This is a genomic window from Rothia sp. HMSC069D01 (assembly GCF_001810135.1).
In the GTDB taxonomy this organism is placed as follows: Bacteria; Actinomycetota; Actinomycetes; order Actinomycetales; family Micrococcaceae; genus Rothia.
Genome location: NZ_KV800108.1, coordinates 440804 through 466103 on the forward strand (window position 1 = coordinate 440804; position 25300 = coordinate 466103).

Sequence of the window (25300 nt, forward strand, 5' to 3'; positions counted from 1 at the left end):
ACACACACGCTCATCATCGAAAAAATCGAAAGTGACTGTCTATGGAGACCACCACCGCGGGCCAGCAGGACCACCCGGGGCGTGCATCCGCCGTGTCAACGGCACACGCTGAGCACCACACGGAGCCCAGCGCCTCCCCCACCGCACGACGACGCATCATCGCCGAAGAACCGGCGCTCAGCATTAAAGACCTCATCAAAGAGTTCAAGCCCTCACGCGCCTTCCGCACCAAATACCCCGAACGGCTCACCGCCAGCGGGCTCTACCGCGCCGTCAACAAGGTCAACCTGCGCGTCTTCCCCGGTGAAGTGGTCGTCCTGCTCGGTGCTAATGGCGCTGGCAAAACCACGACCCTCGCCTGCGCTCAGGGCCTGCTCAAGCCAACCCGCGGTACCGTGCGCCTGCTCGGAGAAAACCCGCTGCAGGCGGACCCGGAGCTACGCGCCAAGGTCGGCATTATGCTCCAGGACGGCGGCCTGCCCAACGCCATGCACCCCATCCCGCTGCTCGAGCATATTTCGACCATGTACACCGACCCGTACCCGGTCGAAGAGCTCGCAGAACGCCTGGGCATTGACGCTTTCAACGGCACCACGATTCGCCGCCTCTCGGGTGGTCAGAAGCAGCGCGTCTCTCTCGCCGCCGCCCTCATTGGCCGCCCGGACGTGCTCTTCCTCGACGAGCCCTCCGCAGGTCTGGATCCGCAATCCCGCAACGTTGTCTTCGACATTATTCGTGAACAGCGTGAACTCGGAACCGCAATCGTGCTCACCACGCACCTGATTGACGACGCGCAGAAGCTCGCCGACTACGTCTACATCATTGAAAACGGCACCACGGTTCAAGAAGGTACCGTCTCCGAGCTCATCGCCAGCGACGGCACGAACCGCCTGCAGTACACCCTGGATGCACCCACCCCCACCCGTGAGCAGCTGCTGCCCGCGCATCTGCGTGCCGGTGTGGAGCTCATCGAGAAGGTGCCCTACACCCCGGCTCGTGACGGTGCACCCTCCGTACCCGGCGCGTATGAGCTGGTCGGCGCACTGCGTCCCGAGCATCTGGCGGCATTCACCTCAGCGCTCGCCGAGCGTTACCTCATGCCGATTTCCCTCACCATGGAACCGAAGACTCTTGAGGATGTCTTCCTCGACATTTCAGGACGTGATATCCGATGAGCAACACCGCACGCACTAACAATAACCGGGCAGCAGAAAACCAAGTAAAAGAAAAGCCTGCAGAAGAGAGCCGAGCAAAAGAGAACCAAGCGGAAGGGAACCGAATGGAAGAACGCACCGCGAACACCCGCTCCGCCGTAGACACTCGCCCCAGGGTCTCTTCTATTGACGAAGACGAGGAGTACATTCCCCCGCGCGCGAACTACCCGCTCGTGCGCGTGATCGAGCAGGGCCGCTACGAGACCATGGCGATGCTCCGCAACGGCGAGCAGCTGATGCTCAACATTATTTTTCCCGTCATGGCGCTTATTGCGTTGCGGTTCACCGGTCTGATTGATGAGTACGCGAACTCGGTCGGGGTCTCCCGCATGGACGCGGCGGTCCCCGGCGTTCTGGCGCTCTGCGTGATTTCTACGGCGCTGTCCGGCCAGGGCATTGCCACCGGTTTTGATCGCCGCTACGGCGTGCTGCGGTTCCTGGCGACCACTCCCCTGGGCCGTAACGGCCTGATTATGGGCAAGTGCATTGCGGTGCTGGTGGTCGTGGCGATTCAGTTCACCCTGGTGGCGGTTCTGGGGTACGGCCTGGGGTGGCGCCCGGACGCTATCGCCGTCTCCCGCTCCATCATCACGATGATCATGGGTGCTGGCGCATTTACGGCGCTGGGCCTGCTCATCGCCGGTACGGTGCGTGCGGAGGCGACCCTCGCCATCGTGAATATCGCCTGGGTGATTCTTGCCGGTGCCGGCGGCGTGGTGTTCCCGCTGAAGTCCTTCCCTGACTGGTACGCCGGGGTTGTGGCGTGGTCGCCCTCGGCGGCTCTGGGCGACGCGCTGCGCGGCAACTTCATTCAGCATCAGTGGCTTGCCGAACCGCACTGGGTCCTCATTGTGTGGACCGTGGTCATTGGGTTTGTTGCCTCACGTAAGTTCAAGTGGTCCGACTAGAGGCAGCGCAAATACAGACAGCGCAAGCGCAGACAGTGCAAGAGCAGACAGAGCTTCTTCTCATCGCAAATTAAAAGACGGGCGCCGGATATGTTCCGATCATATCCGGCGCCCATACATATAACACAAACCTTTAGTCTCAACCACGCACAAAGTGCACGGTCAGAGACTAAAAGAAAGCACTCTCCTCCAGAACCTTTTATCTCACCACCACAGTAAGATAATCGACGGTTCTTACGCGGAGGAGGGGCTTCAATCACCGAGATGCAGACCGACCCAACCACTGTTTCGGTCTGCAACCTTCCTGCTCAACCTTAACATGAGCTTCACCACTTACACAAAAATTGTTACGTTACTGAACAATATTCAGCGCATAGCTCAGAAACACAGCTCAAACGTGCACCGCGAAATCCGCGGAGCCCGCGTTGTAGCGTCGCTTTTTCTCCATCTCAGCCCCGTATCACCCTGTGAATGTCTGCATTCACACACCGGATACTTCCGCCCAGTGAACTATCCTGTTAAAACGAAAGGGTCGAAACAACTCTCCGGACGCCCCGCGCACAGCACCCCGTGTGCCCCGCACCTACCCGGGTGCCTACCGGCGCGGGAATAAGCGCCACCGAAGGCACGTTACACCCGACGGACAGCGCGCTAGCACAAGCCTGCTGGCGCATCCACTCACGTTGTGAAAGGACACCCACGTGGCAGAGAACTTCCAGTGGACAGAAACCGACCAGCGCGCCGTAGATACCGCACGTATCCTCGCCGCAGACGCCGTAGAAAAGGTCGGATCCGGCCACCCCGGCACCGCAATGAGCCTGGCGCCGGTCGCCTACCTGCTCTTCCAGAAGGTCATGAACCAGGATCCCTCCGACGACCGCTGGGAAGGCCGTGACCGCTTCATCCTCTCCCCCGGCCACACCTCCCTCACCCTGTACACTCAGCTGTTCCTCGGCGGCTACGGCCTCGAAATGAGCGACCTGGAAGCCCTGCGCACCTGGGGTGCCCTCACCCCCGGCCACCCCGAATACAAGCACACCAAGGGCGTAGAAATCACCACCGGCCCGCTCGGCCAGGGCCTGGCCTCCGCCGTTGGTTTCGCCTACGCACAGCGTCGTATGCGCGGCATGTTCGACCCCGAAGCAGCACCGGGCACCTCCCCCTTCGACCACCACGTCTACGTCATCGCCTCCGAAGGTGACGTGCAGGAGGGCGTGACCGCCGAAGCCAGCGCGCTTGCGGGCCACCAGGAGCTCGGCAACCTGATTGTCGTCTGGGACCGCAACCACATCTCCATTGAGGAAGACACCGACGTTGCCTTCACCGAGGACGTAGCAAAGCGCTACGAGTCCTACGGTTGGGATGTTCAGCGCGTGGACTGGACCCGCACCGGCGACTACGTTGAGGACGTCGCAGAACTGTACGCCGCTATTGAGCGCGCGAAGGCTGTCACCGACAAGCCTTCCTTCATTGAGCTGCGCACCATCATCGGCTACCCCGCCCCCACCAAGCAGAACACCGGCGCAGTACACGGCTCCAAGCTCGGCGCCGATGAGGTAGCCGCAACCAAGGAACTGCTCGGCTTCGACCCCGCCAAGAGCTTCTTCATCGAGGAGAACGTGCTGGCACACACCCGTCAGCTGCGCGAGCGCGGCGCTGCGGCACACAAGGCATGGGACGAGAAGTTCGAGGCATGGGCTAAGGCTAACCCCGAGCGCGCCGAACTGTACAAGCGCCTCGTTGCAGGCGAACTGCCCGCGGACTACAAGGCTGCTTTCCCCGTGTTCGAGGCTGGCACCTCCGTGGCAACCCGCGCGGCATCCGGCACCGTCATCAACGCTATTGCTGACACCTTCCCCGAACTGTGGGGCGGCTCCGCTGACCTCGCCGGCTCGAACCTGACCACCATCAAGGGGGCAGAGTCCTTCAACCCGGCATCGCGAACCACCGAAGACTGGACCGGTAACCCCTACGGCCGCGTGCTGCACTTCGGTATTCGTGAGCATGCTGCCGCAGCAATCGTTAACGGTATTGTGCTCTCCTCCCCCACCCGCGCATTCTCGGGCACCTTCTTCGTGTTCTCCGACTACCAGCGCCCGGCCGTTCGCCTCTCCGCACTGATGGGCGTTCCCTCAGTGTACGTGTGGACCCACGACTCCATCGGCGTGGGCGAAGACGGCCCCACCCACCAGCCGATCGAGCACCTCTCCGCCCTGCGCGCCATCCCCGGCTTCGACGTGGTTCGCCCCGCGGACGCTAACGAAACCGCCGTCGCATGGCGCACCATCCTGGAGAAGTTCGACCGCCCCGCAGGTATCGTGCTCTCCCGCCAGAACCTGCCCGTCTGGGCTCGTGAAGACGTGCACGCAGACGCTGAGGGCGAGAAGTTCGCTTCCGCTGAGGGCACCGCACGCGGCGGCTACATCATGGCTGACACCGAGGGCACCCCGGACGTCATCCTGATCGCTACCGGTTCCGAGGTTGAGCTCGCTGTTCAGGCTCGCGCAACCCTCGCAGAGCAGGGCATCGCGGCTCGCGTGGTTTCCATGCCTTCACGTGAGTGGTTCGCTGAGCAGGACGCAGAGTACCGCGAGTCGGTTCTGCCCTCCTCGGTTGCAGCCCGCGTCTCCATCGAAGCTGGCCTGGCAATGAGCTGGTACGACCTGCTCGGCACCGCCGGCCGCGCCGTATCCATCGAGCACTTCGGCGCATCCGCCGATGCGAAGACCCTGTACCGCGAATTCGGTATCACCGCGGAGGCTGTCGTGGCTGCCGCTAAGGAATCCATCGCCGCCGCTAAGTAGGCAATAACAACGCCGCGGTAACTGCCGCGCACACTGCGCTCCCCCTTGTACGTGTGGGGCGCGGACGCAACGGGGAGGCTCCGGCTGACCGCTCAGCCGGAGCCTCCCGCCGCCCAGTAGTTTTCACTGATATCTCAAATTTCAATTTCGACAAAGAATCGAAGGTTTTCACATGTCTGAGTCCACTCAGAAGCTTTCCGACGCCGGTGTCTCCATCTGGCTTGACGACCTCTCCCGTGAGCGTCTGACCAGCGGCAACCTCGCCGAACTCATCAAGACCCACAACGTCGTCGGTGTGACCACCAACCCCACCATCTTCGCTGGCGCGCTCTCCAAGGGTGCCGCATACGCTGAGCAGATGCGTGAACTTGCCGCCGCTGGCGCAAGCGTTGAAGAGGCAGTCTTCGCCGCAACCTGCGACGACGTACGCGCAGCCTGCGATGTGTTCGCACCCGTTTACAAGGCATCCAACGGTTTTGACGGCCGCGTCTCCATCGAGGTTGACCCCCGCCTGGCACGCGACGCCGAAGGCACCGCCAAGATGGCACGTGAACTCTACGAGCGTGTAGGCCGCGAAAACGTCATGATTAAGATCCCCGCAACCCAGGAAGGTCTGCGCCCTATCGCAGAGACCCTGGCTGCTGGCATCAGCGTGAACGTGACCCTGATCTTCTCCCTGACCCGCTACCGCGAGGTCATCAACGCCTACATGCTCGGCCTGGAGCAGGCGCTGGAGAACGGCAAGGACCTGTCCACCATCCACTCGGTCGCATCCTTCTTCGTCTCCCGCGTAGACACCGAAATCGATGCACGCCTCGAAGCTGCCGGCGGCGACGCTGTGCAGCTCAAGGGCAAGGCAGGCCTGGCAAACGCACGCCTCGCCTACGAGGTGTTCGAGGAAATGTTCTCCTCCGAGCGTTGGGCACGCCTGCAGGCACACGGCGCAAACGTACAGCGCCCGCTGTGGGCATCCACCGGTGTGAAGGACCCCTCGCTGCCGGACACCCTGTACGTCACCGGCCTGGTCGCACCCAACACCGTGAACACCATGCCCGAGGCAACCCTGAACGCTGTTGCCGATCACGGCGAGGTTACCGGCAACACCATCGTGCCGAACTACTCCGAGTCCAACAACGTTCTGGACGCTATCTCCGTTCACGTCTCCTACCCGGAGGTCGTGGAAAAGCTCGAGGTTGAGGGCCTGTCCAAGTTCGACGTCTCCTGGGAAGAGCTGCTGCAGACCGTCCGCGAAGCACTCGAGCAGGCCAAGTAGCCGCACCCCAGTAGCCATCGAAAATATAGCGTGGCACTAAACACTGTCGGTGTGCACCGCCCGATGCGCACCGCGGCACCGCATCCTAATCCGCCGGGGTTCCCGCCAGAGCTTCACCGTTCGGGGAATCTCGGTGAATTAGGGTGCCACTGAGACAATCCCGTCAAAACCGGTACAATACAGGGTACACACCTTCCAGAATGCGGCATCGCCTCCGCGCGACAAGGTACGAACCGCGCGCCGCACGAACCAACCAAGGCAATCAAAGGAATATATTGTGACTAACGGTCATGAAGCGAACCCCCTCAGGGACACTCGCGACCGCCGCATTACCCGCATTGCGGGGCCGTCCGCGCTCGTCTTCTTTGGCGTAACCGGTGACCTGGCCCGCAAGAAGCTGCTTCCGGCAGTGTATGACCTCATGAACCGCGGTTTGCTCCCGCCGAGCTTCGGCCTTGTCGGCTTCGGCCGCCGCCCCTGGAGCGATGACGACTTCCGCGCCTACGTGCGTGAATCTGTTGAGGCAAACGCCCGCACCCCCTTCCGCGAGGACGTATGGAACCAGTTCCAGCAGGGCATGCGATTCGTTGAAGGTGCCTTCAACGACGACGCAGCCTATGAACAACTCAAGAGCACCCTTGCCGAACTCGACGAGCGTGGCGCTCACGGCAACCACGCCTTCTACCTCTCCATCCCCCCGAAGGCATTCGAGCAGGTCCTCACCAAGCTCGCCGAACACGACCTCGCATCCCGCGATAACGACACCATCAACCCCGTCGACGGTTGGCGCCGCGTGGTCATTGAGAAGCCCTTCGGCCACAACCTTGAGAGCGCACGCGAGCTGAACTCCATCGTGGAGGCAGTCTTCCCGCCCGACGCCGTGTTCCGCATCGACCACTACCTGGGCAAGGAAACCGTTCAGAACATCCTGGCGATGCGTTTCTCCAACCAGATGTTCGAGCCCCTCTGGAACTCCCACTACGTGGATCACGTCCAGATCACCATGGCTGAAGACATCGGCATCGGCTCCCGCGCAGGCTACTACGACGGCGTGGGTGCGGCCCGCGACGTCATCCAGAACCACCTGCTGCAGCTGCTCGCTCTCACCGCCATGGAAGAGCCCCTCAGCCTCGACGCTAAGCACCTGCGCGCCGAGAAGGCGAAGGTCCTCGAAGCAGTCCGTATCGACGACCTGCCGAACTCCTTTGCACTCGGCCAGTACGCCGCAGGCTACCAGGGCGGCGAGCACGTCAACGGCTTCTTCGACGAGAACGACATCCCCGCAGACTCCCGCACCGAAACCTTCGCAGCGCTGAAGGTGTCCATCGCAAACCGCCGCTGGGAAGGCACCCCCTTCTACCTGCGCGCCGGCAAGCGCCTGGGCCGCCGAGTCACCGAAATCGCCGTGGTCTTGAAGAAGTCCTCCGACCGTCTCTTCGGCGAACGTGAAAACCCGCAGGTCGGCCAGAACGCCATCGTCATCCGCGTGCAGCCCGATGAAGGCATGACCATCCGATTCTCCGCGAAGGTGCCCGGCACCCAGATGGAAATCCGCGACGTCAACATGGACTTCGGCTACGGCCACTCCTTCACCGAAGAGTCCCCCGAAGCCTACGAACGCCTCATCCTGGACGTTCTGCTCGGCGAGCCGCCGCTGTTCCCCCGCCACGAAGAAGTTGAGCTCTCCTGGAAGATCCTCGACCCCTTCGAAGAGTACTGGGAAGAAAACCGCATTAAGCCTGAACCCTACGAGTCCGGTTCGTGGGGTCCGCGTTCAGCACACGAGATGCTTGAGCGTGACAACCGCGCTTGGAGGCGCCCGTGATCTCGCACCTGCATAACACCACCGTTTCCGCTATCAACAAGGAACTGAGCAACCTGGCTGCAGCCAACGGTAGCCTCAGCAGCGGACGAGTACTCACCCTCGTTGTCCTCGCGGAAAAGGGCCACTCCCGCGAAGCGATGCGCGCCGCAATTCGTGCCTCCCACGAACACCCGAGCCGCATTATCATGCACATCTCCCACGACCCGCTCGACCCTGACCAGCTGGATGCAGAAATCCACCTGGGCGGCGACACCGGCGCATCCGAGATGATTGTTCTGCGCGGCTGGGGTAGCGCATCCCGCCCGACTGAGGCACTGATTTCCGGTCTGCTACTGCCTGACTCCCCGATTGTGGTCTGGTGGCCGCACTCGGTTCCGGAGAACCCAGCACAGCACTCCATCGGTCGTATCGCTCAGCGTCGTATCACCGACTCTGCGCGCGCTGAGGACCCGAAAGAGGCTCTCAAGCACCTCGCCGAGGTGTACCGCGCCGGCGATACCGACCTGGCGTGGACCCGCCTCACCCTGTGGCGCACCCAACTGGCTGCGCTCCTGGAGCAGATGCCCTCCTCCCCCGTACGCCGCGTGGTTGTGTGGGGTTCGAGCAAGTCCCCGTCCGTGGTGCTGCTCGGTACGTGGCTCGGCTGGAAGCTTGAAGCGCCCGTACACCTCGCCACCATCGGCGCGGCAAACCGCGGCCTGTACCGCGTCAGCATTGAGCGTGAAGACGGTTCCGTGACGATGTTCCGCCCCGGCATTTCCGTGGCGACCATCTCCACCCCGTACGCACCCGACCAGCAGATTGCGTTGCCGGTGCGTACCCTTGCCGAGTGCATCTCTGAGGAGCTGCGCCGCCTCGACCCGGACGACACCTACGGTGACGTGCTGAAACAGGCGCTGTGCACCGTCACCCTCGTCGATGACACCTGCCAGCCTGAAGACATGCTGGATCTCGAAGAATACCCGGAGGTTTTCGATGCCTAAGATTCAGAACATGGGCGCATCCACCCCCACCCTGGTGGCGCACCCGACCCGCGACGCTCTCGCAGCGGACGCGGTGACCCGCATCCTCGACATCATTGAGCATGTGCTCTCTGAGCGCACCATCGCCCACATTTCGCTGACCGGCGGCACGATGGGTATCGCCACCTTGAAGGCGTGGGCTGAGAACGAGCGCGTGAAGGATATCGACTGGTCCCGCGTGCACTTCTGGTTCTCCGATGAGCGTTACGTGCCCGAACGCAGCCCCGAACGTAATGACGGCCAGGCTATTGAGGCACTGCTCGCTCCCCTGCTCTCGCACGGCCTGGTTGTGGGCAATGTGCACCGCATGGGCCCGTCCGATATTTTCACCGGCCTTGAGGCTGCCGCCGAGCACTACGCTTTTGAGATGCGTGACTACGCCGGTTCTGCACCGGCTGTGACCGTGCAGATGCCCGAGGGCGCGACCGAACTTCCGTTGACTGGCGGTCACGGTGGCGGCGCGGGTCACGAGCATGGCGGCTCCGGCGGCTGTGGTTGCGGTGGCGGCGGCTGCGGTTCGTCCGCTCCCGAGCAGTCCATCGAAGAGACCACCCTGGACGAATTTGATGCTGAGGCTGCTGAGCCCGCAGGTGGTTGCGGATGCGGCGGCGGAGGCTGCGGTGGTGGCGGTGGCGGCCAGTGGCCCGCACCGGTCTTTGACATCACCCTGCTGGGCATGGGCCCGGACGGTCACATTGCGTCCCTGTTCCCGGGCCGTAAGCAGGTTCTGCTGGGTACCGGTCTGCCGGAGGATCCGGTTGAGGGCGGTAAGGCTGTAACCGTGATGGTTTCTGATTCGCCGAAGCCGCCGGCTGAGCGTGTGTCGGTGACCCTGCCGATTATCAATAATTCGCGTCACGTGTTCTTCCTCATCACCGGTGAGGATAAGCAGGATGCGACCGGCCGCCTTCTGGCTGGCGCGAAGCTGGACGCTGAGGATCTGAACGCGGAGCTGCTGCTGGAGACCCCGGCGGTGGGTGCGCGCGGTAAGAAGCAGACCTTGATTTTTGCAACCGAGGAGTCGCTGGCTCCTGAGAACCGCCCGTAAGGTTCGGTTCTGAACTGCATTGGATAAAGGGTGGAGCCCCGGATAGACATCTATCCGGGGCTTTTCTCTATGGTTTTAAGTCACCCCGAAATGGTACTAGAAGTGGTACCATGAAGTATGCCGAGTCACACTCTCCCCCGCCAGGAGCTCTACACCTACCGCGTCGAGTGGTCTGAAGACGACCAGGAATTCGTCGGAACCGTAGCCGAATTCCCCAGCCTCTCATACCTGGCCCCAACCTCTACCGAGGCATTCGCGGGTATTCGAGAAGTCGTCGCCGATACCCTTGAGATTCTTGAAGAAGATGGCCGCGAGGCACCCGAACCGTTCTCTCTGCGTTCCTTCTCAGGACGATTCAACTTGCGTGTTTCACCGCAATTGCATCGTCGTCTGGTTCAGCAGGCAGCGCTTTCTCACCAGAGCCTGAACCAGTACGTGAGCCAACAGCTCGAAGCGGTCGCCTAAGTAAGCCTGTACATCTTCATCATCCAACGAAGATTCCAAAATGTTATGACATGACAAAAGAGTGGAGCCCCGGATAGTTTCGACTATCCGGGGCTCCACTCTTGCTACGCCCGCCTACTGTTCAGCAGCGGCAGGATTCTGCGGTTTCTAATTCTTCAGCTGCTGTGCCTGCGGCTGGGCTTCCTCCGCTTCGCTCTCAAAGCCCACGTACAGTGCCGCCAGCGACGGAACCGTCGCCTCCAGCACCTCCTGCGCCTCCTCAGCGGTCGAGGTGAGCTTCGCGCCGGTCAGCTGCAGGTACTCGCGCACCGTCATGGGCTGCGCCCAGTCAAAGTGCTCACGCACGGCGGTGATGTTCGCGCCAGACTGCAACACGTTAATGCCGTGGGCAAGACCAATATCCGTCACCTTCACGATGGCGTCGGTCTCCTCCGGGATGTCGTACGGGTCGCGGTTCTGCAGGTCCACGATGAACGGAAGCACGCCGCGGCTCTCAGCGCGCAAGGTGAACTTGGTGTGCACCTGGCTCACCTCGTGCACCTCGCCCACACCCACGGCGGGCACCACCATGAAGCCCGCCTGCAGGTCGTTCACCGCGGCCAGGGTGTGTGCCTCCCCGAAGCCGGAGTACAGCTGCACCACCGGCACGAGGTAGCACACCTCCGCCTTGAGCGCCTTGCGAGCCTCAATGTCGATGTACTCCCAGGCGCCGCCGGTACCGTCCGTAATGTCGCCGGAGTGGTGCGCGTAAATGGCGCCCTGGCTGTTTTTCACGGTCTGCGACCAGTAGCTGATCTTGTCCATGTAGTTGCCTTCGGCATCGAACATCATCAGCGACAGGTCAATGTCCACGCCCTCATCCCAGAAGCAGAAGAGGCGAATCACGCCGGTGGGCGGCAGGTGCACCGTCGAGGTGTTGTAGCGGCCCATACCGTCCAGGGAGGGGCGGGCACTGCGTGTGTTCAGCGGCATAATCGTATCACCCACCTGCTCGGGCAGGTAGATGCTGGTCTCGGCAAGACGGCCGGACAGGCCAATCTCGACCAGGCGCTCCAGCAGGTCCAGCACGACCGGGCTGTACTCGCGCGCCGGAATCATGGTGGCGATACCGGTCTTGGACAGGTTCATGCGCTGCGGGGCGGCAGGCTGAGTCTTCTGAGCGGACGCCGCGCGGCGCTCCTCGCGCTGGCTCGCGGCAGGTTCGGAACCGACCGGGATAGAAGGCAGCGGGTTCTCCGGGCCGGAATTATCCCCAAAGAACGAGCCCAACGGGTTCGGGATGCCCGCGTTCTGCATGAGGTTCTGAACCCTCGCGACGCCCTCCGGGTTGCGGCGCGCATAGTCAGCCATCTCCCGGTCCTCCTGCACCGCCACCGGGTTGGCGGGGCGCTCCTTGGGCGGGTTCGCGAGCGCGTTACGCTGCAGGGTCACCAGGTTGCGGATTTGCACCAGGATGGGCGCGGAAACGCGCGGCGCCACGGCGGCGAACGCGTCAAAGATGATCTGCTGGCCGGGGCTCGGCGCGGTGTCGATGCCGTAGCGGGGCGCTTCGAAAGCATCCAGGGCGCGCACCAGCTGGCGTGCAAACACGCCGGGGCGGGTCGAGAGCAGACGTGCCACGTTCTGCGCATCCCGGGTGGCGTAGGCGCGGTCCACCAGCGACTCGAAGCTGTACACCTCACCGCGGTACAGGTCGTCAGCCCAGCGGCTCAGCGCGGTCAGTGACGGGTAGTCACCGGGGTGAATCGCCTTGACGAGGCGCTTGTACATTTCGGCGGCAGGCGCGCTGTCGTAGCGGGCACCGACCGGGTCAGCCTCCAGCACCCGGTTGAGCAAGTGTGCGATGCGAGTGCGTTCGCTGCGGCGCAGCTTCAGGCGCGGCGCGATGCTCAGGCTCAGGTCCCCCACCGTGCCGTTGAAACGCAGACGCGAGTAGGCGGCGGCGAGGGCGAGCGCCTCCTTCATGGTGCGCAAGTGCTCAGCGTCTTCGGGGTGCAGGCAGGCGGCGATGAACACGCGGTTTTCGCGGCTGGTGTTCTCCGGTCGGGCAGCCGGCAGTGCGTCATGCTGGGCGAGGAAACGGCGCAACGCCACAAGGTCGCGCTGGTCGGTCTGGTTGTACGCCTGCTGCTGACCGAGCAGCTGCTGGTAGAGGGCACCCGCCATGATCAGGGCGTTCTGCACGCCGCTGACCATCTGCAGGGGTCGGCGGTTGCGTTCCATGCTGGTGAAGTTGGAGCGGCTCATCGGCTGCTGCCACTCGTAGGGCACGTAGTTCTCGGGCAGGCCGCCAAGGATTCGCTCGGTGCCGTCCGGGTTGTAGTACGGGTTGGAGAGGTAGTGCATGATCTGCTCGGTGTAGCGTTGCTCGTCGGTGAGCGTCAGGGCGCGCAGATCAAAGTCGCGGCGGAACACGCGGCCGGGGCGGTACCCGTATTCGTAGGACCAGATGGTCGCGAACAGGGCAAATTCGTTGGCGCTGGCGTTCAGCGCCTGGGCGAGGGACTCAGGGCTGAGGGTCAGACCGCAATTGCTCAGGACGGACACCCGCCCCAGGTCGGTGTCGAATACGCCGGCCTGGTGCCGCTCATTAATGCTCGAGTAGTTCGAGCGGTAGGAGGGGTCGTACAGGTCGGTGAAGACGTACACGCCGTAGCGGCGCATCAGGATGAGGCGCACGAGGGGGCTGAGGCCCTCGGGGGCTTCACCCTGAAGGTAGGCGGACTCGTTGAGGTAGGGTGATTCCTGCAGGTAGGGGGATGCGTCGTAGGGAGTGGTCACGGGTCGTCCTTTCCGTTGGTCTCACCCGACTGTCACCGTCGGTGGTGTGCGGCTATGTTCTTATCGTAGCGGTGTAGGCGCGGGTTGTCGCTGGGTTTGGTCATCGGTGACCTGCGGGGTAAATGTTCGCGGGGAGCAACCAACCGTTACGTATCGCGGAGCCGGGGCGGCGCTTATCCGCCGCGTGCTTGTCCATCAGCCGCTTATCTGTCGGTCGCGCGGGAACGGGGGTTAAAAGAAAAATGGCGGGAAGCGAAGAATCCGACAAATATAAGAAAAAGATATTTCAGAAAGTAGGACTCTTCATGATCCGCCATTACCTATAGAGTACTCCCGCCCCGCGATGGCGGTCAAGCCGTTTCGTCACGGGGCGGTGAGTGCGGTTGGGTGCACGAGGTTGGGTACACAGGGGTTGCGTGCGTAGGGGTGCAGATACGGGGTGCTCCCCTATGACTCCCCTACCGTGAGCTACCCTTCAGCGCCTACCGATGAGGTGCCCCCACCCGAGGTGTCCCCGCTCGAGGTTTCTCCACCCAGCAGGGCGAGCGTAGCTTCGCGGGCAGCAAGCGCCTCCTCAGTCACGCGCGGGGTCACCGCAACCAGGGCGCGCAGGCTCTTCGCCAGCACCGTGGAGCCCTTCATTTTCGGCTCCAGTTCGGCGGGGATTTCAACCGGCGTGCCGTACAGTTCGGCAAGCTCCACCGCCAGGCGCACATAGTCGCCGCCCTTCGTCAACCCGCCAACCATCGGCAGCAGCAGGCGCAGAACCTGCAGCACACGCCAACCCGCCAGAACACCGATAGACGACACCTCACGCAGGGTCGCCACCAGGCGGTTAGGAAGAACCATCCCGTCCTCCAGAGCCCACTTCAGGGTCTCTGCGAAGGTGGATGTATCCAGCAAGCCCGCCTCAAAGAGCGCCGCGATGGCTTCTGCCGCCGCCAGACGGTACTCGGGGTTCTTCGCGCTCGCCACGTAACCGAGCAGGGTGCAGGAGGGGGCGCCCACCTGCACGGTGGACTCCCTCAGCGCGCGCATGAGCACGGGGACGGGGTTTACGGTCTTCTCCTCAACGCACTGCGAAGCGGCAAACAGGAAGTATGCCGAAAGCAGGTCCGGGTTGTTCTGAAGCAGCCAGGACGCCCACTCGGTGAGCGCCGGGAGGAAGTCACCCAGCCAGCTGTCAACCCTGTCGAGATTCAGCAGATACACGAAGGGGATCAAGGCGGTGTTAAGAGCTTCGTAGGCGATGGCTTCCTTGGGGCTCATGCCAGCGGTTGCGTGGCTCAGCGCCTCGCGAGCCTCATCCGCGGTATCCGCAATGTCGCCCTTGACCTGCCACATGGGCTGGTACTTCACGAATTCCTCAACGTTAAAGTTTTCGAAGCCTGCCTCGCGGAGACGACCCGACCTGCTGGCCTCCTGGTATTCCCAGACTCGATCATTGTCGAGACCGCGGTTGAAGCCGCTCCAGGGCATATCCATGCCAGAAACAGTGCGATAAGTCCAGTCACTGTAGGTCAGCTGGCGGGCGGGTAGTGGTGCGCTCAGCAGGCGCACTGTACGACCATCCGTGTGGTACTCTCCCCCGGCGGCGACGGCACGCATCTGCTCGCGGAAGATCTCGTAGAGGTCACGGTAACCCTTCAACGGCTTGTAGTCAGCATTCCAGAGATGGTGTTTATTCTGAATAGTCAGACGTATCATCTCTTCCTTGCCCAGGAGCGCGTTACTCGGGCGGGCTCGTGCAACCATCTCACTACGGTCGGAATACTGCAGGAGCGGCGTCAGCTCGGGTAGCTCCCACGACTCGTATCCCGCGGCCTCGGCGTTAGCTTCCAACACGGCGCAGAGCGCAGGCATGTACGCGACGTTGTTGTAGCTGTAATGGTCAGCAATTTTGCGCAGGGTACGAAGCTGCTGCTGATCTGCCGGTGCCAGCTTGTCGGTCGCGGCAAAGTGGTAGAGACGTGCCAGGTTCTCTCCCCTCGCAACGGGGAGTTCGGCCCCCACGATTTGGCCGAGATGGGTGTTCGATTCCTCGGTCAGCAGAGTGCAGAACTCGTTCACGTCCGTAATCGGGGTGAACGGCTCATGGTGCGGGGTGCCGGGCAACAGCACCGGCGGCACCTCTACGGAGGCGCCCGCCGCCTCCGCCTCTTCCGCCATGGGGAGGCGGTCTTCGGGCAGGCAGGCTTCCGCGGCACCGCGCAGTTCCAGGGGTAGCACCTCGTAGGCTTCGAGGACGCGGTCGGCAATATAGTTGGCGAGCGCTACTTGCTCGGCGGTTTGCGTCTTCTTGCGCTTGGCTTTGCTCACACCGGCGTACTGGGTGGCGATGAGCTTGAGCAGGCGCAGGGCGCCGCGCTGAATCTTCTTTTCGGTGCGGTAGAGGTTCGCGCCGAGCGCGTCGATGAGCTGTTCCAGGTCTACCTGTTCGAGGGGCTGCAGGTCGGGGGTCTTCTGCAGTGCGGCGGGTGCGCAGGCTTTGAGGACGTTCTGCAGCATGGTCTGCGCGAATCCGACGGAGGCGCTGGGCTCTGCGGTGAGGACAGCCATGAGCTGCCCGAGGCGGGCCCGGTTTTCTGCGTTGGTGGGTTGCAGGTCGGTGTAGACGGAGTGGAACGCTGCCGAGTTGAAGGCGCTGAAATCGCTGGTCAGGCCGCGTAGCAGGGCGTCCAGGATCTCGTCGCGAATATCGAAGTATTCGCCCATGAGGCGGCAGAGTTCCGCGCTTTCACCCATGTGGTTGCCGTAGCCCTTGAAGAGCACCCCCTCGGTGCGGAAGACCGCCCAGAATTCCTGGTCGAGCAGGGTCATATCGCGGGTGAAGAAGGTCTTGAGCTGGGCGTGGTTGCTGGCGCTTCCCTTCTTCACACAGGGCAGGGCCTCGTGCAGGAAAAGAACCAGGTATTCGGGGGCATCGCAGCTCAGGTTACGGGCGCGAAGCAGCGTGTAGCAGGTTTCCCATATCTTCTTCGAACGAGCCCAAGAGTTCGGCAGGCCCTCAATGAAACGCAGAATCCACTCGTCGGGGCGTTCGGTGGCGCCGAGCAGGAACGCGTCAATCAGCTGCTGATCCGGGCGCCCCTCCCAGAGCAGGGTGCGCATGGCGCGGCCGGCGGAACGGTGGTATTCCCACGGGTCACCGTCGGGGGTGCGCACGAGCGCGCCGGCAACGTAGGCGGCGAGCGGGGTGCGGTTAATGTGGTCGCTACCGATCACGCTCCTGGGGGTGAGGGTTCGGGCGAGGGATGCGCGTTCCTCCTCGGTAGCGCCGGTGATGACGGCGTGGTATTCCTGCACGTCAGTTGATTCTGCCTCCATAAGGGCTTTGAGGGCGGCACGGCGCTCTTCGAGGGTGCGCTCACCGGCGTTATGATCGCTGGCGCTGCGCTCGTTAGGGTTATGCGGCTGGGCGGTATCAGTCATTGGTACCTGCTTTCGGGTCGGTCATAAAGTATGTCGATTAAGGGGGGTAGGCGGGGTGCGGTATGAACGTTTTAGCCCTGCACCTGGTTGAGGATATTCCGTGCATACCGCGCCTTCTGCGAAGAACCGGTCAGCGTGCCCAACCAGGCACGCAGCGGCTCATCCACGAGCTGCGCACGGGTGGCAGGGTCGAGAGTCGCCAACGCCTGGCTGAAGGCGCCCAGCAGCTTACCGAGCGAGTTCGCCCCGGTATCTAGGTGCGGTATGAGGCGCGCGAAGAAGCGCACCGCCGCCCGTGCATCCAGCTGAGCGAAGTCGGTGAGGGCAAGCGCCCAACGGTTCAGCATCGCCAGCGGCACAAAGTTCACGAAGCCTGCGGTGGCATCCTCGAGGCTGAGCTGGTCGTCCAGTACGCGGTGCATGATTTCCACAGCGAGGGAACGAATCTCAACGCGCTGCTCCGAGAAGCCCGCGGCAAACACGAAGGCGCAAGCGGGACCCCACACGCCGGGGTGCGCCGCCAACGCCAGGTAGAGTTCACGGTCGAAGGTGGAGTGATCCAAGATGTACCAGTTGCTGCCGGCGCAATAGTACGCCAGCGGTTCTGCCCGCGAGGGGTAGAGCAGGGCGTATTGTCCTTCTTCGTCGTGGTGGGCGGTGGCGAGGCCGCGGAAAGCATTCAGCTCGGGGGTAGAGGCGCCGTCCATCACCCCGTTCAGCTGAAGGCCCCAGCTTGTTTCTCTCTGGGATACCGTGATGGATTCCAGGTAGGGGTTGACGCGCCCGGTGGCGAGGGTGCCGTCGAGGGCGGAGCGGAGCACGCGAATCTGTGTAGGCGCAGAGCGCGGAGCGTCCTCTTGAGCGTTCTTCACGTATTGCTCTTCAAGGCTTTCAAGCAGGGTCAGCGCCTCAGCGCGGCGGTTCTGCGCATCCTGTCGCTGCTCGTCGGTAGCGTATGGAGGCAGCACCTCCGGCACACGCACACGCAACAGCGCCGCCGTGAAATCCTGGCGCAGGATGGGGGCTCCATCAGCCAGGTTCTTGGCGTACCGGCGTACCAGGGTATCCGGATGCACCCACCCGCCGAGCAGTTCAGGGGTGGCGAGCGGCGTGTAGCTCTGCCTGCTCTTCAGCGCGCCGAGGGCATCCTTGAAGCCGGTGCTGAAGAACGCGGCGTGGCGGGAGTACATGTAGTGCAGGTTCGGCACCGTACCGGGGTCTTCCCTCGGGGTCATCTCCGATGCCTTCGGGCGCTCACGCAGCTTCCCGGCGGCGGCAAGAACCGTCAAATGCGCGCGCATGTCGAACCATTCCAGGCCCCAGTGGTTCAGCTTTTTCAAGCAGATAGGAACAAGCTGTTCGAGCAGGTTGGGGCTCTGCGCGATGCCGTCGGCGCTGAGCAGGTAGGCGGTGAGCAGTTCCAGCTCCAGCTCGCATCCGGCGTGCGTTTCGGGCTGGTCCACTTCGTTGAGAGTGTCGGGGGTGGCGCAGGGCGCGACCTGGTGGTGCAGCAGCGCACGGGCGCGTTCTTGCACGTCAGATGCGGTAACGGGGCGCACGGGGGTGTCCCAGTACCGGTGGATTACAGCGCGGGAGGCGGCGAGCGCCTCCGCGGCGGCGGCCTCAATATCAGCGGCTTCAGTGAGGGCGGTGCTTTCGGTACCGCTCCCCTGGCTATTCTCCGGGCTGTACCCATCTTCGAGGAGCGGCGAGCCCTCTTCCTGAATCTGCGCCACAACCAGCGGATCGAGCTGGGGTCGGTAGTCGCGGTAGAGTTCGCGGGCACGCTCGGCGAACACGATAGTCTCGGCGCTCGCGTTGTCTGCAGCGCCCGCCTGCACCCATTCTTCGAGGTGGTTGAGGGCGGCGGCTTGAACCTGCGCGTGGGTGTGGCTGAGCGCCATGACCACAGCGTCTTCGCAAGCGGCAGCATCGAGGGTGCCCGCCCGGTACAGCGCCTGGAGCATGGTCAGGATTTTGAGTGCGTTTGCTTTAGTTCCGGCGCATACGGCGGGTGCCGCGTAGGCGAAGGCGGTGGCGTCCAGCGCCTGCGGGTTTTTGCTCCAGAGGCGGTGAATATGCTGCACGCCGAGGGTTACGCTCGGGCCGATGGGCGAGGAGAAAAGCGTCAGAAATTCGCTCTGACGTGCCGCGATTTCTTCGGCGGTGAGTTTGAGTCCGGTGACCAGGCGTGAGAACCAGCCAACCCGGTACGCAGGGAAGTCGCTCATGAGGGAGCTCAGGAGCGCATCAATGAGACGGTCACGGCTAATCAGCCCGGTTTCGGTGGCTTCGATGAGGGCGCAGGACCAGCCGGGGCTGTTGACCTTCTGCGCGGGCTTGTAGGAGTCGCGCTGGGTGAGGGATACGTCCCGGTTGCCTTCAACGGCGAGCATGCCCCAGATGAGTTCTTCGCGGAGCTGCTTATCCTCGCGCAGCAACGGGAGGATTAGCTCGCGGTCGCAGTTGATGAGGGCGGTGTAGTATTCCTCGTTGTGTTCGAGGCGCGCCCCGCCGTAGAGCTCAGCTAGGCGCATCGCAACGCTTCCGGTGAACCAGCCGAACTCTGCGTAGGCTTTGACGCGGTCCTGTGTAACGGTTCCAGGCGTGTTTTTACCGAGCTGGGAGCCGTAGGGGGTGGTGACAATGTCGAAGTACTGCCAGCGGCGGTAAATCTGTTCGAGGGTGCCGCCGACCGCCAAAATGTTGGCGAGGTTGCGGTTGAAGTGCATGATGTCGCTCCAGGTTTTCTGTTGCCTGAGGAGCGGGTAAATGACTTCACCGGGGAGCGGCTCGGTGATAACACCTTCGGGGAAGGTGTGCGTTTCGGGGCGTTTGCTCATGGTGGTCTTTCGGAAGGAAGCTGAAAGGAACTCTCGCGGCAGAAATTGTGCGGCTCAGATTTTCGCCGCAAGAGTTTAGTGCGGTGCGTGGTGTGTCTAGCCTGCGGCGTGTTCGCGGTAGAGAATACTGACCGCCAGCGCGTGCTTGCAGGGGCCGCGCGTACCGCGGTACTTCAACCACCAGGGGCAGGAGCAGAGGTACCCCTCCACAGCGTACGGGTCGGCGGGCAGCACCACGGTGTACGTGTTCGCGCCGCTGCGCACACTGTACTCGCCGGTGCCGTGCTCGCCCGCCCCGACCCGCTCAATAGCGCCGGAGTCGGCAAGCTTTTTCGCGCCGACCAGGCGCGGGTGCATGGCGGTCAGCGCCTCCGGATGCACGGGCAGCGGGCGGTGGAAATACTCGCCAGCGTGCGCGTCAAAACCAACCTGACCGGAGGAAGCCAGCAGGGCGAGGGCGTCGCGGGTTGCCGCCTCGTCCAGGCCTGCGCGGGCAGACATGACGGGCACGTCAATGCGCGGCTCGAAGGAAAGCAGCACGCTGAGCATGTCAGCGTTCTGGGCGGTGTTCGGGTTAGACAGCGCCTGCAGCACGGATCCCTCACCGGAGAATCCGCGTGACTTTTCGGGACTCAAACCGATGCTCAGGCGTGCGCCGGGCAGGTGCGCCACCCACACGCTGGGCACGGGCGCGTTACCGGCGCTCACGGGCTCACTGTACGCGTCCAGGCGCTGAATGTGGCGGATGAGCGGTTCAAGCACGCGCAGACGCTCGGGGCCCGCCACGCATACGGATCCGGCGGTGGCGCGGGTGGCAAGGCGCAGGGAACGCACCGCACGGGTCGCCCACAGGACCGCCTTGGTACTGGAGTTACGCGGCAGGGAGTGGATGAAGGTTCGGGCGGCGGCAGCGTCCAGGCTGTGCACCGGGCTCATGCGGGATGAGAGCATCTGCGTTTCTGCAAAGCCTTTGAGCCAGCGGATGGGCAGCGGCACTTTTTCTTCCATGACGGAGCCGTCAAGGGTGGTGGTGAGCAGCCCGTCGTCGCCGACGTTCAGGTGGATGGGCTCCCCTGCTCTGAGGGAGGCAAGCGCGGCACGCAGGGGCGGGTTGACGTCTACGTTGGTGACGCCTACGGCGCTGTGGCTGGCATCGAGTGCGCTGGAGTCAACGTCAAGGCGCGCGTACACTCCGCAGCAGGCGCTGAAGGATTCGAAGCGTAGGCCTTCGGCGGTGCTGGTGACGACGGGGTCTGCGGCGCGTAGGGCTCCGGCGAGGGAGCTGGGCGGCACGTAGAAGCGGGTGCGGGCGACCCTGGCGACGACCAGTAGTGCAGTGGCGTAGACGTCTGCTCGTTCGAGGAACCCGGAAAAGAAGTACGGGTGGGATGCGGCACCTTCGGGGGTGCTACCGCCGCTGGTGGCGAGGCTGAGCGCGCGGGAGTCGGCGCCGTCGATGAGGGCTGACGGGGCGGTATACGTGTAGTCGAGGGTGTAGGCGCTCATGGCTTCTTTGCCTTTCGTATGTGGTGTATACGTCCTATCATGCCGTAAAGATTCGCGCCCCGCTACCGCTTTCGTCATTGCCGTTTGGTGCATAAAAAATCCCCGGCATTCTCGGTTGAGAAGTGCCGGGGAGAAGCTCTATTTGGCTCACCCTCGGTGGGGTGGGCGTGGGCTCTGGCGAGAGGCGACTAGACGACGATCTGGCCGTTAAAGCGCAGGGCCAGGCCGTACAGGACCACTGCGATAACCCAGATGACGATCACGGTGACGGTCAGGCGGATCAGGTTCTTGGACGCCATACCGGAGGAGTTCAGGGAGTTAGTCATACCGCCGCCGAACATGTCGGAGAGGCCGCCGCCCTGACCGCGGTTGAGCAGCACAAGCATCACTGCGATCACGCTGGTGATGGCGATGATGACCATGAGTACGTTCATGATGACGTCCATGGGGACCTTCCTTCGTTGTCTTCTGGTGGGGTGCCTGGGCTGCGGGGCGCAGACAGACGGGTTTAACTATACGCTACCGCCGCCATTCGGTCACGTTGAGGCGGCTTTTTACGCGGCGCGGTTGCTGCGGCGCTGGTATTCGCTGGGGGTCAGCTGCAGGGCTGCGGGGCGGTCGGTGAGCACGCGCTGGGCGGTGAGTTCGTCGCCTTCGGTGTCGTAGGCGCGTACGTATCCGCCATCGATGAGGTAGTAGGTGAACTGCTGCGCGGCTGCCCAGTAGGCGCCTCCTTCAGTGTAGAAGCCCTGGTCTACCCAGTCGCGCAGGGTGAGGGTCACGGGGATTTCCGGTGAGGAGGTGCGGCTGTAGAGCTGGTCGAGGAATGCTTCTCGGCGGCTCTCGAAGTACTGGTATTCGGGCGAGGGTTCCTGGTATTCTGCGCCGCCTGCGTAGCCGATGCTGCCGCCGTCGTTGCCGGGTAGGCGCGGGGCGGACACTTTGCGGTTGCGCAGGTAGCTGTAGAGGATCATGCCGACGAGGGCTGCGATGACCAGGGAAAAACCAAAGCTGAACATGCCGTTAAGTGTACGGGGCGAACCGCGGAGTCGGCGTATTCTGGGCGGGTTTTGCGGTTAGGGGCGAACGTGCCCGGCTCTTCTCCCCCGCCTCTTACGTCTGGCTCCTACTCCCGGCTCTTACGCCCGCCTCGTACATCCACCGCTATCTCCGGTGGCGATTAAATGGTTCAGCGCCCGGTCGGGTGGGTACCCGCCGGGCGCTGTAACGCTATGAGACGCTATGGTGCGTCGGGGTTTTATGCGTCGAAGCGTGCGATTGCTGCGAACTCGTCAGCCTGCAGGGATGCGCCGCCGACGAGCACGCCGTCCACATCTTCCTTGCCCATGATGGAGGGTGCGGAGGAGGACTTGACGGAGCCGCCGTAGAGAACGCGGACCTTCTCTGCAACGTCTGCGGAGTAGAGCTTAGCGATTTCTGCGCGGATTGCTGCGGACATTTCCTGTGCGTCGTCTGCGGTTGCGACCTTGCCGGTGCCGATTGCCCAGACGGGCTCGTATGCGATGACGAGGGTTTCTGCCTGCTCTGCGGTCAGACCTGCGATGGAGCCGCGCAGCTGCTCGAGGGTGTACTCGACGTGGGTGCCTGCTTCGCGGATTTCGAGGGGCTCACCGACGCAGAGGACGGGGGTCAGGCCGTGCTTGTATGCTGCCTGGACCTTTGCCGCGCACAGCTCGTCGCTTTCGTGGTGGTAGGTGCGGCGCTCGGAGTGGCCGACGAGCACGAAGGTTGCGCCGAGCTTGGAGAGGAATGCGCCGGAGATTTCGCCGGTGTATGCGCCGGAGTCGTGGACGGAGAGGTCCTGGCCGCCGTAGAGGATGTCCAGCTTGTCGCCTTCGACGAGGGTCTGCACGGAGCGGATGTCGGTGAAGGGCGGGAAGACGGCTACTTCGGTTGCGGAGAAGTTGAAGTTTGCGTCGTCGAGGGTCCATGCGAGCTTCTGGACGAGGGTGACTGCCTCTGCGTGGTTGAGGTTCATCTTCCAGTTGCCTGCGATGAGGGGCTTACGCGACATAGTTCGCTCCTTAGCTTTCCCGCGCGGTATGCCGGGCGGGGTTGTTGTTCGGAATTTTCCTTTTCTATTTTAGAGGGTTGGCGGCATATTTTCACTGGTTCGGCGCGGTTTTATGCTGTGCCTTGACTATTCTCACCCCGCGTTCGCTGATTGCGCGGAACCCCGGATACGAAGTACCGGCAGGGTGGAGCTTAGGGGGCTCTACCCTGCCGGTATTCTGCCGGTGGTGTTTGTCTACGGTGTGTTAGTACCTGCCGCCGTTGAGAGCGGACAGCAGAAAAGAAAAGGTAATGGCGATAATGATTGCTTCGAGTGCCATCACTCGTGCGCATAAGCCGAGGGACTGTGCCCAGGGCATCTTACGGGTGGCGATTGCTTCGGTAATCCAGGTGACGAGTGCACAGTATGCGAAGGCGATACACACCCAGATAATGATGCTCGCAATAATCAGCAGGGGCGCGTTAGGCCCTGTCGTGTACGTCAGGTATAGCGACATTAGAGGTATCCCGCCGATAGACACTCCAAGGGGAACCGCAACCAGGAGGCAGATAAGCGAGTAGAGGCCCATGCGCTTAGGCTCTGCGGGCGCGGGTGCTACCGCCTCGGCGGGAGCCGCGGATGCGGCACCATCTACGGCGGGGTCTTGCGCGGGACTCTGGAGGGCGGTTGCGGTAGGTACTGCAGTAGCTTCTACCGTGGTGCTTTCTGCAGCGTTGTTCTGCACGGTGTTTTCCTGTACAGCATTGCTCTGCGCCGTATTCTCCGGCAAGGGGCTGCCCTGCACGGCGCTGTCCTGCGCGGGCGCGCCGGGGTTCTGGGGCGACTGTTCCATATGTCTCCTAGGGTGGTTGGTGTGGTGTGGTTATCGATGATGTCGTGCGGCTACCGGGAAGATGGGATCTTATACCTCTAGCCCTTCGAGGGAGAATCCCGGAGGGTATAGCGGCGTGGCGTCCTTATCGTCTTCCACCAGCACCCAGCGGCCGCGCAGGTGCTCCGCACAGAGGAAAGCGTATTCTTCCTCACCGGTCTTCAAGAACTTATCGATGGGTAGCTTCTCCCCCGTTTGGGGCACATAGAAGACAGCTTCATCACGAATACGTCGCCTTGCCTGGTATCTCAATATCTGCCGACCATTCTTACTGCGGTCATTAATACCGGCGGTGGTAACCTGCAGGCGGTACACGTCCTGATTAGCAATAAGCCAGCCGCGGTTTTCCCGGTACAGCCGAAGAAGCTCAGGAGAAATGATCTCTTCGGGGTTGATCACTTCAGAGAGCGGTTTGGTATCTCCGGTGTAGTAGAAATAGTTCAGGGCGGCATAAAAGTACGCCTGAAAAATATAGAAACCACCGCGGTTATACTCATTCATTCCCGGCTGCAGAACGGGGTAGGGCACATTCTGGGCTGCATGCTCTTCAGTGGCGGGTACGTACCTGCCGTTGCGTTCGTAGGCGGTGTAGACCATAAACCCCGCTGCGCTTCCACGGTCTACGTAACCAGCATCAAACTTCTCATCAGGTTCTAGAGCGATTAGTGCCCTATCCCATTTAAGAAGACGCATTTTCTGCTTTTCCTCATTGGTGGCGAGGATACCGGCCTGTCGACCGACGATGAGAGCACCGAGGGTGCCCACGCCTGCTACAGCGAGGGCACGACGAGAAAAACGGGGCTTTCGCGACTCTTGCTGGTGAGCAAGTAGCTGACCAGAAGATACCGGATGAGCTTCCTGGGAGGAGTTCTGCTGGATGCTCGTCTCCTGTTCCTTACGTTGGGGTCCCATGGTTATACCTCCTTTTCAGGGATGAAGTGAATATCCCATCCGGGATCGAGGAAACGCGAGCGCAGGGTACCGTAGATTGCTCCGTCGCGAAGGAGTCCGCGCGTGTCGAATTCGGCGATGGGCTGTAGCTGCCCGGTATCTTTCCGGAAAACTTTTGCTTCGGGAAGGATGTCGAATTTGACGTTCCAGTCGAAGATTTTTTGTTCTTCGTTGTGGATGCGCGGTTGTGCTTCGAGAATGTGCATGGTCAAGATTTGTTGATTGGGGGTGATGACCCACCCTTTTCCGTCGTCAAAGATATCTTGGATGGCGGGAAAGAATAGTTCTTCGGCGGTCATTGCATATTCGAGGCGGCGCGAAT

17 protein-coding genes and 1 pseudogene are annotated in these 25300 nt (G+C 62.5%); 8 read left to right on the plus strand and 10 right to left on the minus strand.

What is annotated here, in order from left to right; all coding sequences use genetic code 11:
• The first annotated feature begins 41 nt into the window (after positions 1-41).
• From HMPREF2710_RS06305 to HMPREF2710_RS06340, 8 genes are all read left to right on the plus strand, one after another.
• A complete protein-coding gene (locus HMPREF2710_RS06305) occupies positions 42-1175 on the plus strand; it encodes an ABC transporter ATP-binding protein (RefSeq protein ID WP_070543471.1) in 1134 nt (377 codons plus the stop codon).
• On the plus strand, positions 1172-2122 hold the full coding sequence (locus tag HMPREF2710_RS06310) for an ABC transporter permease (protein WP_070543469.1): 951 nt from the start codon (positions 1172-1174) through the stop codon (positions 2120-2122). Before HMPREF2710_RS06305 ends, HMPREF2710_RS06310 begins: the two co-directional genes overlap by 4 nt.
• Positions 2123-2823: 701 nt before the next feature.
• Positions 2824-4926, plus strand: coding sequence for a transketolase (tkt, locus tag HMPREF2710_RS06315; protein WP_070506334.1), 2103 nt, complete (start codon positions 2824-2826; stop codon positions 4924-4926).
• Between the two features lie 172 nt (positions 4927-5098).
• On the plus strand, positions 5099-6199 hold the full coding sequence (gene tal, locus HMPREF2710_RS06320) for a transaldolase (protein ID WP_070506337.1): 1101 nt from the start codon (positions 5099-5101) through the stop codon (positions 6197-6199).
• 277 nt (positions 6200-6476) lie between these two features.
• On the plus strand, positions 6477-8024 hold the full coding sequence (gene zwf, locus HMPREF2710_RS06325; RefSeq protein ID WP_070506339.1) for a glucose-6-phosphate dehydrogenase: 1548 nt from the start codon (positions 6477-6479) through the stop codon (positions 8022-8024).
• Complete coding sequence (locus HMPREF2710_RS06330) at positions 8021-9007, plus strand: glucose-6-phosphate dehydrogenase assembly protein OpcA (RefSeq protein ID WP_070506340.1); 987 nt, start codon at positions 8021-8023, stop codon at positions 9005-9007. Before zwf ends, HMPREF2710_RS06330 begins: the two co-directional genes overlap by 4 nt.
• Complete coding sequence (locus tag HMPREF2710_RS06335; RefSeq protein WP_070506343.1) at positions 9000-10094, plus strand: 6-phosphogluconolactonase; 1095 nt, start codon at positions 9000-9002, stop codon at positions 10092-10094. Before HMPREF2710_RS06330 ends, HMPREF2710_RS06335 begins: the two co-directional genes overlap by 8 nt.
• A gap of 117 nt (positions 10095-10211) precedes the next feature.
• Positions 10212-10559: a type II toxin-antitoxin system HicB family antitoxin gene (locus HMPREF2710_RS06340; protein WP_012903584.1), complete on the plus strand. Its 348-nt coding sequence runs from the start codon at positions 10212-10214 to the stop codon at positions 10557-10559.
• Positions 10560-10706: 147 nt separating this feature from the next.
• Here the strand turns inward: HMPREF2710_RS06340 and HMPREF2710_RS06345 are convergent, their stop codons facing one another.
• The 10 genes and pseudogenes from HMPREF2710_RS06345 to HMPREF2710_RS06390 form a co-directional block, all read right to left on the minus strand.
• Positions 10707-13340, minus strand: coding sequence for a hypothetical protein (locus tag HMPREF2710_RS06345; protein ID WP_070600176.1), 2634 nt, complete (start codon positions 13338-13340; stop codon positions 10707-10709).
• A gap of 468 nt (positions 13341-13808) precedes the next feature.
• The gene (locus HMPREF2710_RS06350; RefSeq protein ID WP_070600178.1) at positions 13809-16772 is read right to left on the minus strand and encodes an endonuclease; all 2964 of its coding nucleotides are present in this window, start codon (positions 16770-16772) and stop codon (positions 13809-13811) included.
• 71 nt (positions 16773-16843) lie between these two features.
• Positions 16844-19615, minus strand: coding sequence for a DUF6493 family protein (locus HMPREF2710_RS06355; protein ID WP_070600180.1), 2772 nt, complete (start codon positions 19613-19615; stop codon positions 16844-16846).
• Positions 19616-19711: 96 nt separating this feature from the next.
• A complete protein-coding gene (locus tag HMPREF2710_RS06360) occupies positions 19712-21121 on the minus strand; it encodes an SWIM zinc finger family protein (protein WP_070600183.1) in 1410 nt (469 codons plus the stop codon).
• 188 nt (positions 21122-21309) lie between these two features.
• Positions 21310-21567, minus strand: coding sequence for a preprotein translocase subunit SecG (gene secG, locus HMPREF2710_RS06365; protein ID WP_012903590.1), 258 nt, complete (start codon positions 21565-21567; stop codon positions 21310-21312).
• 108 nt (positions 21568-21675) lie between these two features.
• The gene (locus HMPREF2710_RS06370) at positions 21676-22140 is read right to left on the minus strand and encodes a hypothetical protein (protein WP_070600185.1); all 465 of its coding nucleotides are present in this window, start codon (positions 22138-22140) and stop codon (positions 21676-21678) included.
• A 239-nt stretch (positions 22141-22379) separates the two neighbouring features.
• Positions 22380-23156 (minus strand): triose-phosphate isomerase, encoded by a 777-nt coding sequence (tpiA, locus tag HMPREF2710_RS06375; protein WP_005509126.1) that lies wholly within the window; start codon positions 23154-23156, stop codon positions 22380-22382.
• Positions 23157-23400: 244 nt separating this feature from the next.
• Entirely contained in the window at positions 23401-23988 is a 588-nt protein-coding gene (locus HMPREF2710_RS06380) for a histidyl-tRNA synthetase (RefSeq protein ID WP_070600186.1), read from the minus strand.
• A gap of 69 nt (positions 23989-24057) precedes the next feature.
• On the minus strand, positions 24058-24939 hold the full coding sequence (locus HMPREF2710_RS06385; RefSeq protein ID WP_070600188.1) for a DUF6318 family protein: 882 nt from the start codon (positions 24937-24939) through the stop codon (positions 24058-24060).
• A gap of 2 nt (positions 24940-24941) precedes the next feature.
• Positions 24942-25300, minus strand: a pseudogene (locus HMPREF2710_RS06390) (peptidoglycan-binding protein); the annotation flags it as partial.

What these genes read in the sequence shown, in the direction of transcription:
- HMPREF2710_RS06305 (WP_070543471.1), top strand. Translation starts at nt 42, where the DNA reads ATGGAGACCACCACCGCGGGCCAGCAGGACCACCCGGGGCGTGCATCC.
- HMPREF2710_RS06310 (WP_070543469.1), top strand. Translation starts at nt 1,172, where the DNA reads ATGAGCAACACCGCACGCACTAACAATAACCGGGCAGCAGAAAACCAA.
- tal (WP_070506337.1), top strand. Translation starts at nt 5,099, where the DNA reads ATGTCTGAGTCCACTCAGAAGCTTTCCGACGCCGGTGTCTCCATCTGG.
- HMPREF2710_RS06335 (WP_070506343.1), top strand. Translation starts at nt 9,000, where the DNA reads ATGCCTAAGATTCAGAACATGGGCGCATCCACCCCCACCCTGGTGGCG.
- HMPREF2710_RS06340 (WP_012903584.1), top strand. Translation starts at nt 10,212, where the DNA reads ATGCCGAGTCACACTCTCCCCCGCCAGGAGCTCTACACCTACCGCGTC.
- HMPREF2710_RS06350 (WP_070600178.1), bottom strand. Translation starts at nt 16,772, where the DNA reads ATGACTGATACCGCCCAGCCGCATAACCCTAACGAGCGCAGCGCCAGC.
- HMPREF2710_RS06355 (WP_070600180.1), bottom strand. Translation starts at nt 19,615, where the DNA reads ATGAGCAAACGCCCCGAAACGCACACCTTCCCCGAAGGTGTTATCACC.
- HMPREF2710_RS06360 (WP_070600183.1), bottom strand. Translation starts at nt 21,121, where the DNA reads ATGAGCGCCTACACCCTCGACTACACGTATACCGCCCCGTCAGCCCTC.
- secG (WP_012903590.1), bottom strand. Translation starts at nt 21,567, where the DNA reads ATGGACGTCATCATGAACGTACTCATGGTCATCATCGCCATCACCAGC.
- HMPREF2710_RS06370 (WP_070600185.1), bottom strand. Translation starts at nt 22,140, where the DNA reads ATGTTCAGCTTTGGTTTTTCCCTGGTCATCGCAGCCCTCGTCGGCATG.
- tpiA (WP_005509126.1), bottom strand. Translation starts at nt 23,156, where the DNA reads ATGTCGCGTAAGCCCCTCATCGCAGGCAACTGGAAGATGAACCTCAAC.
- HMPREF2710_RS06380 (WP_070600186.1), bottom strand. Translation starts at nt 23,988, where the DNA reads ATGGAACAGTCGCCCCAGAACCCCGGCGCGCCCGCGCAGGACAGCGCC.
- HMPREF2710_RS06385 (WP_070600188.1), bottom strand. Translation starts at nt 24,939, where the DNA reads ATGGGACCCCAACGTAAGGAACAGGAGACGAGCATCCAGCAGAACTCC.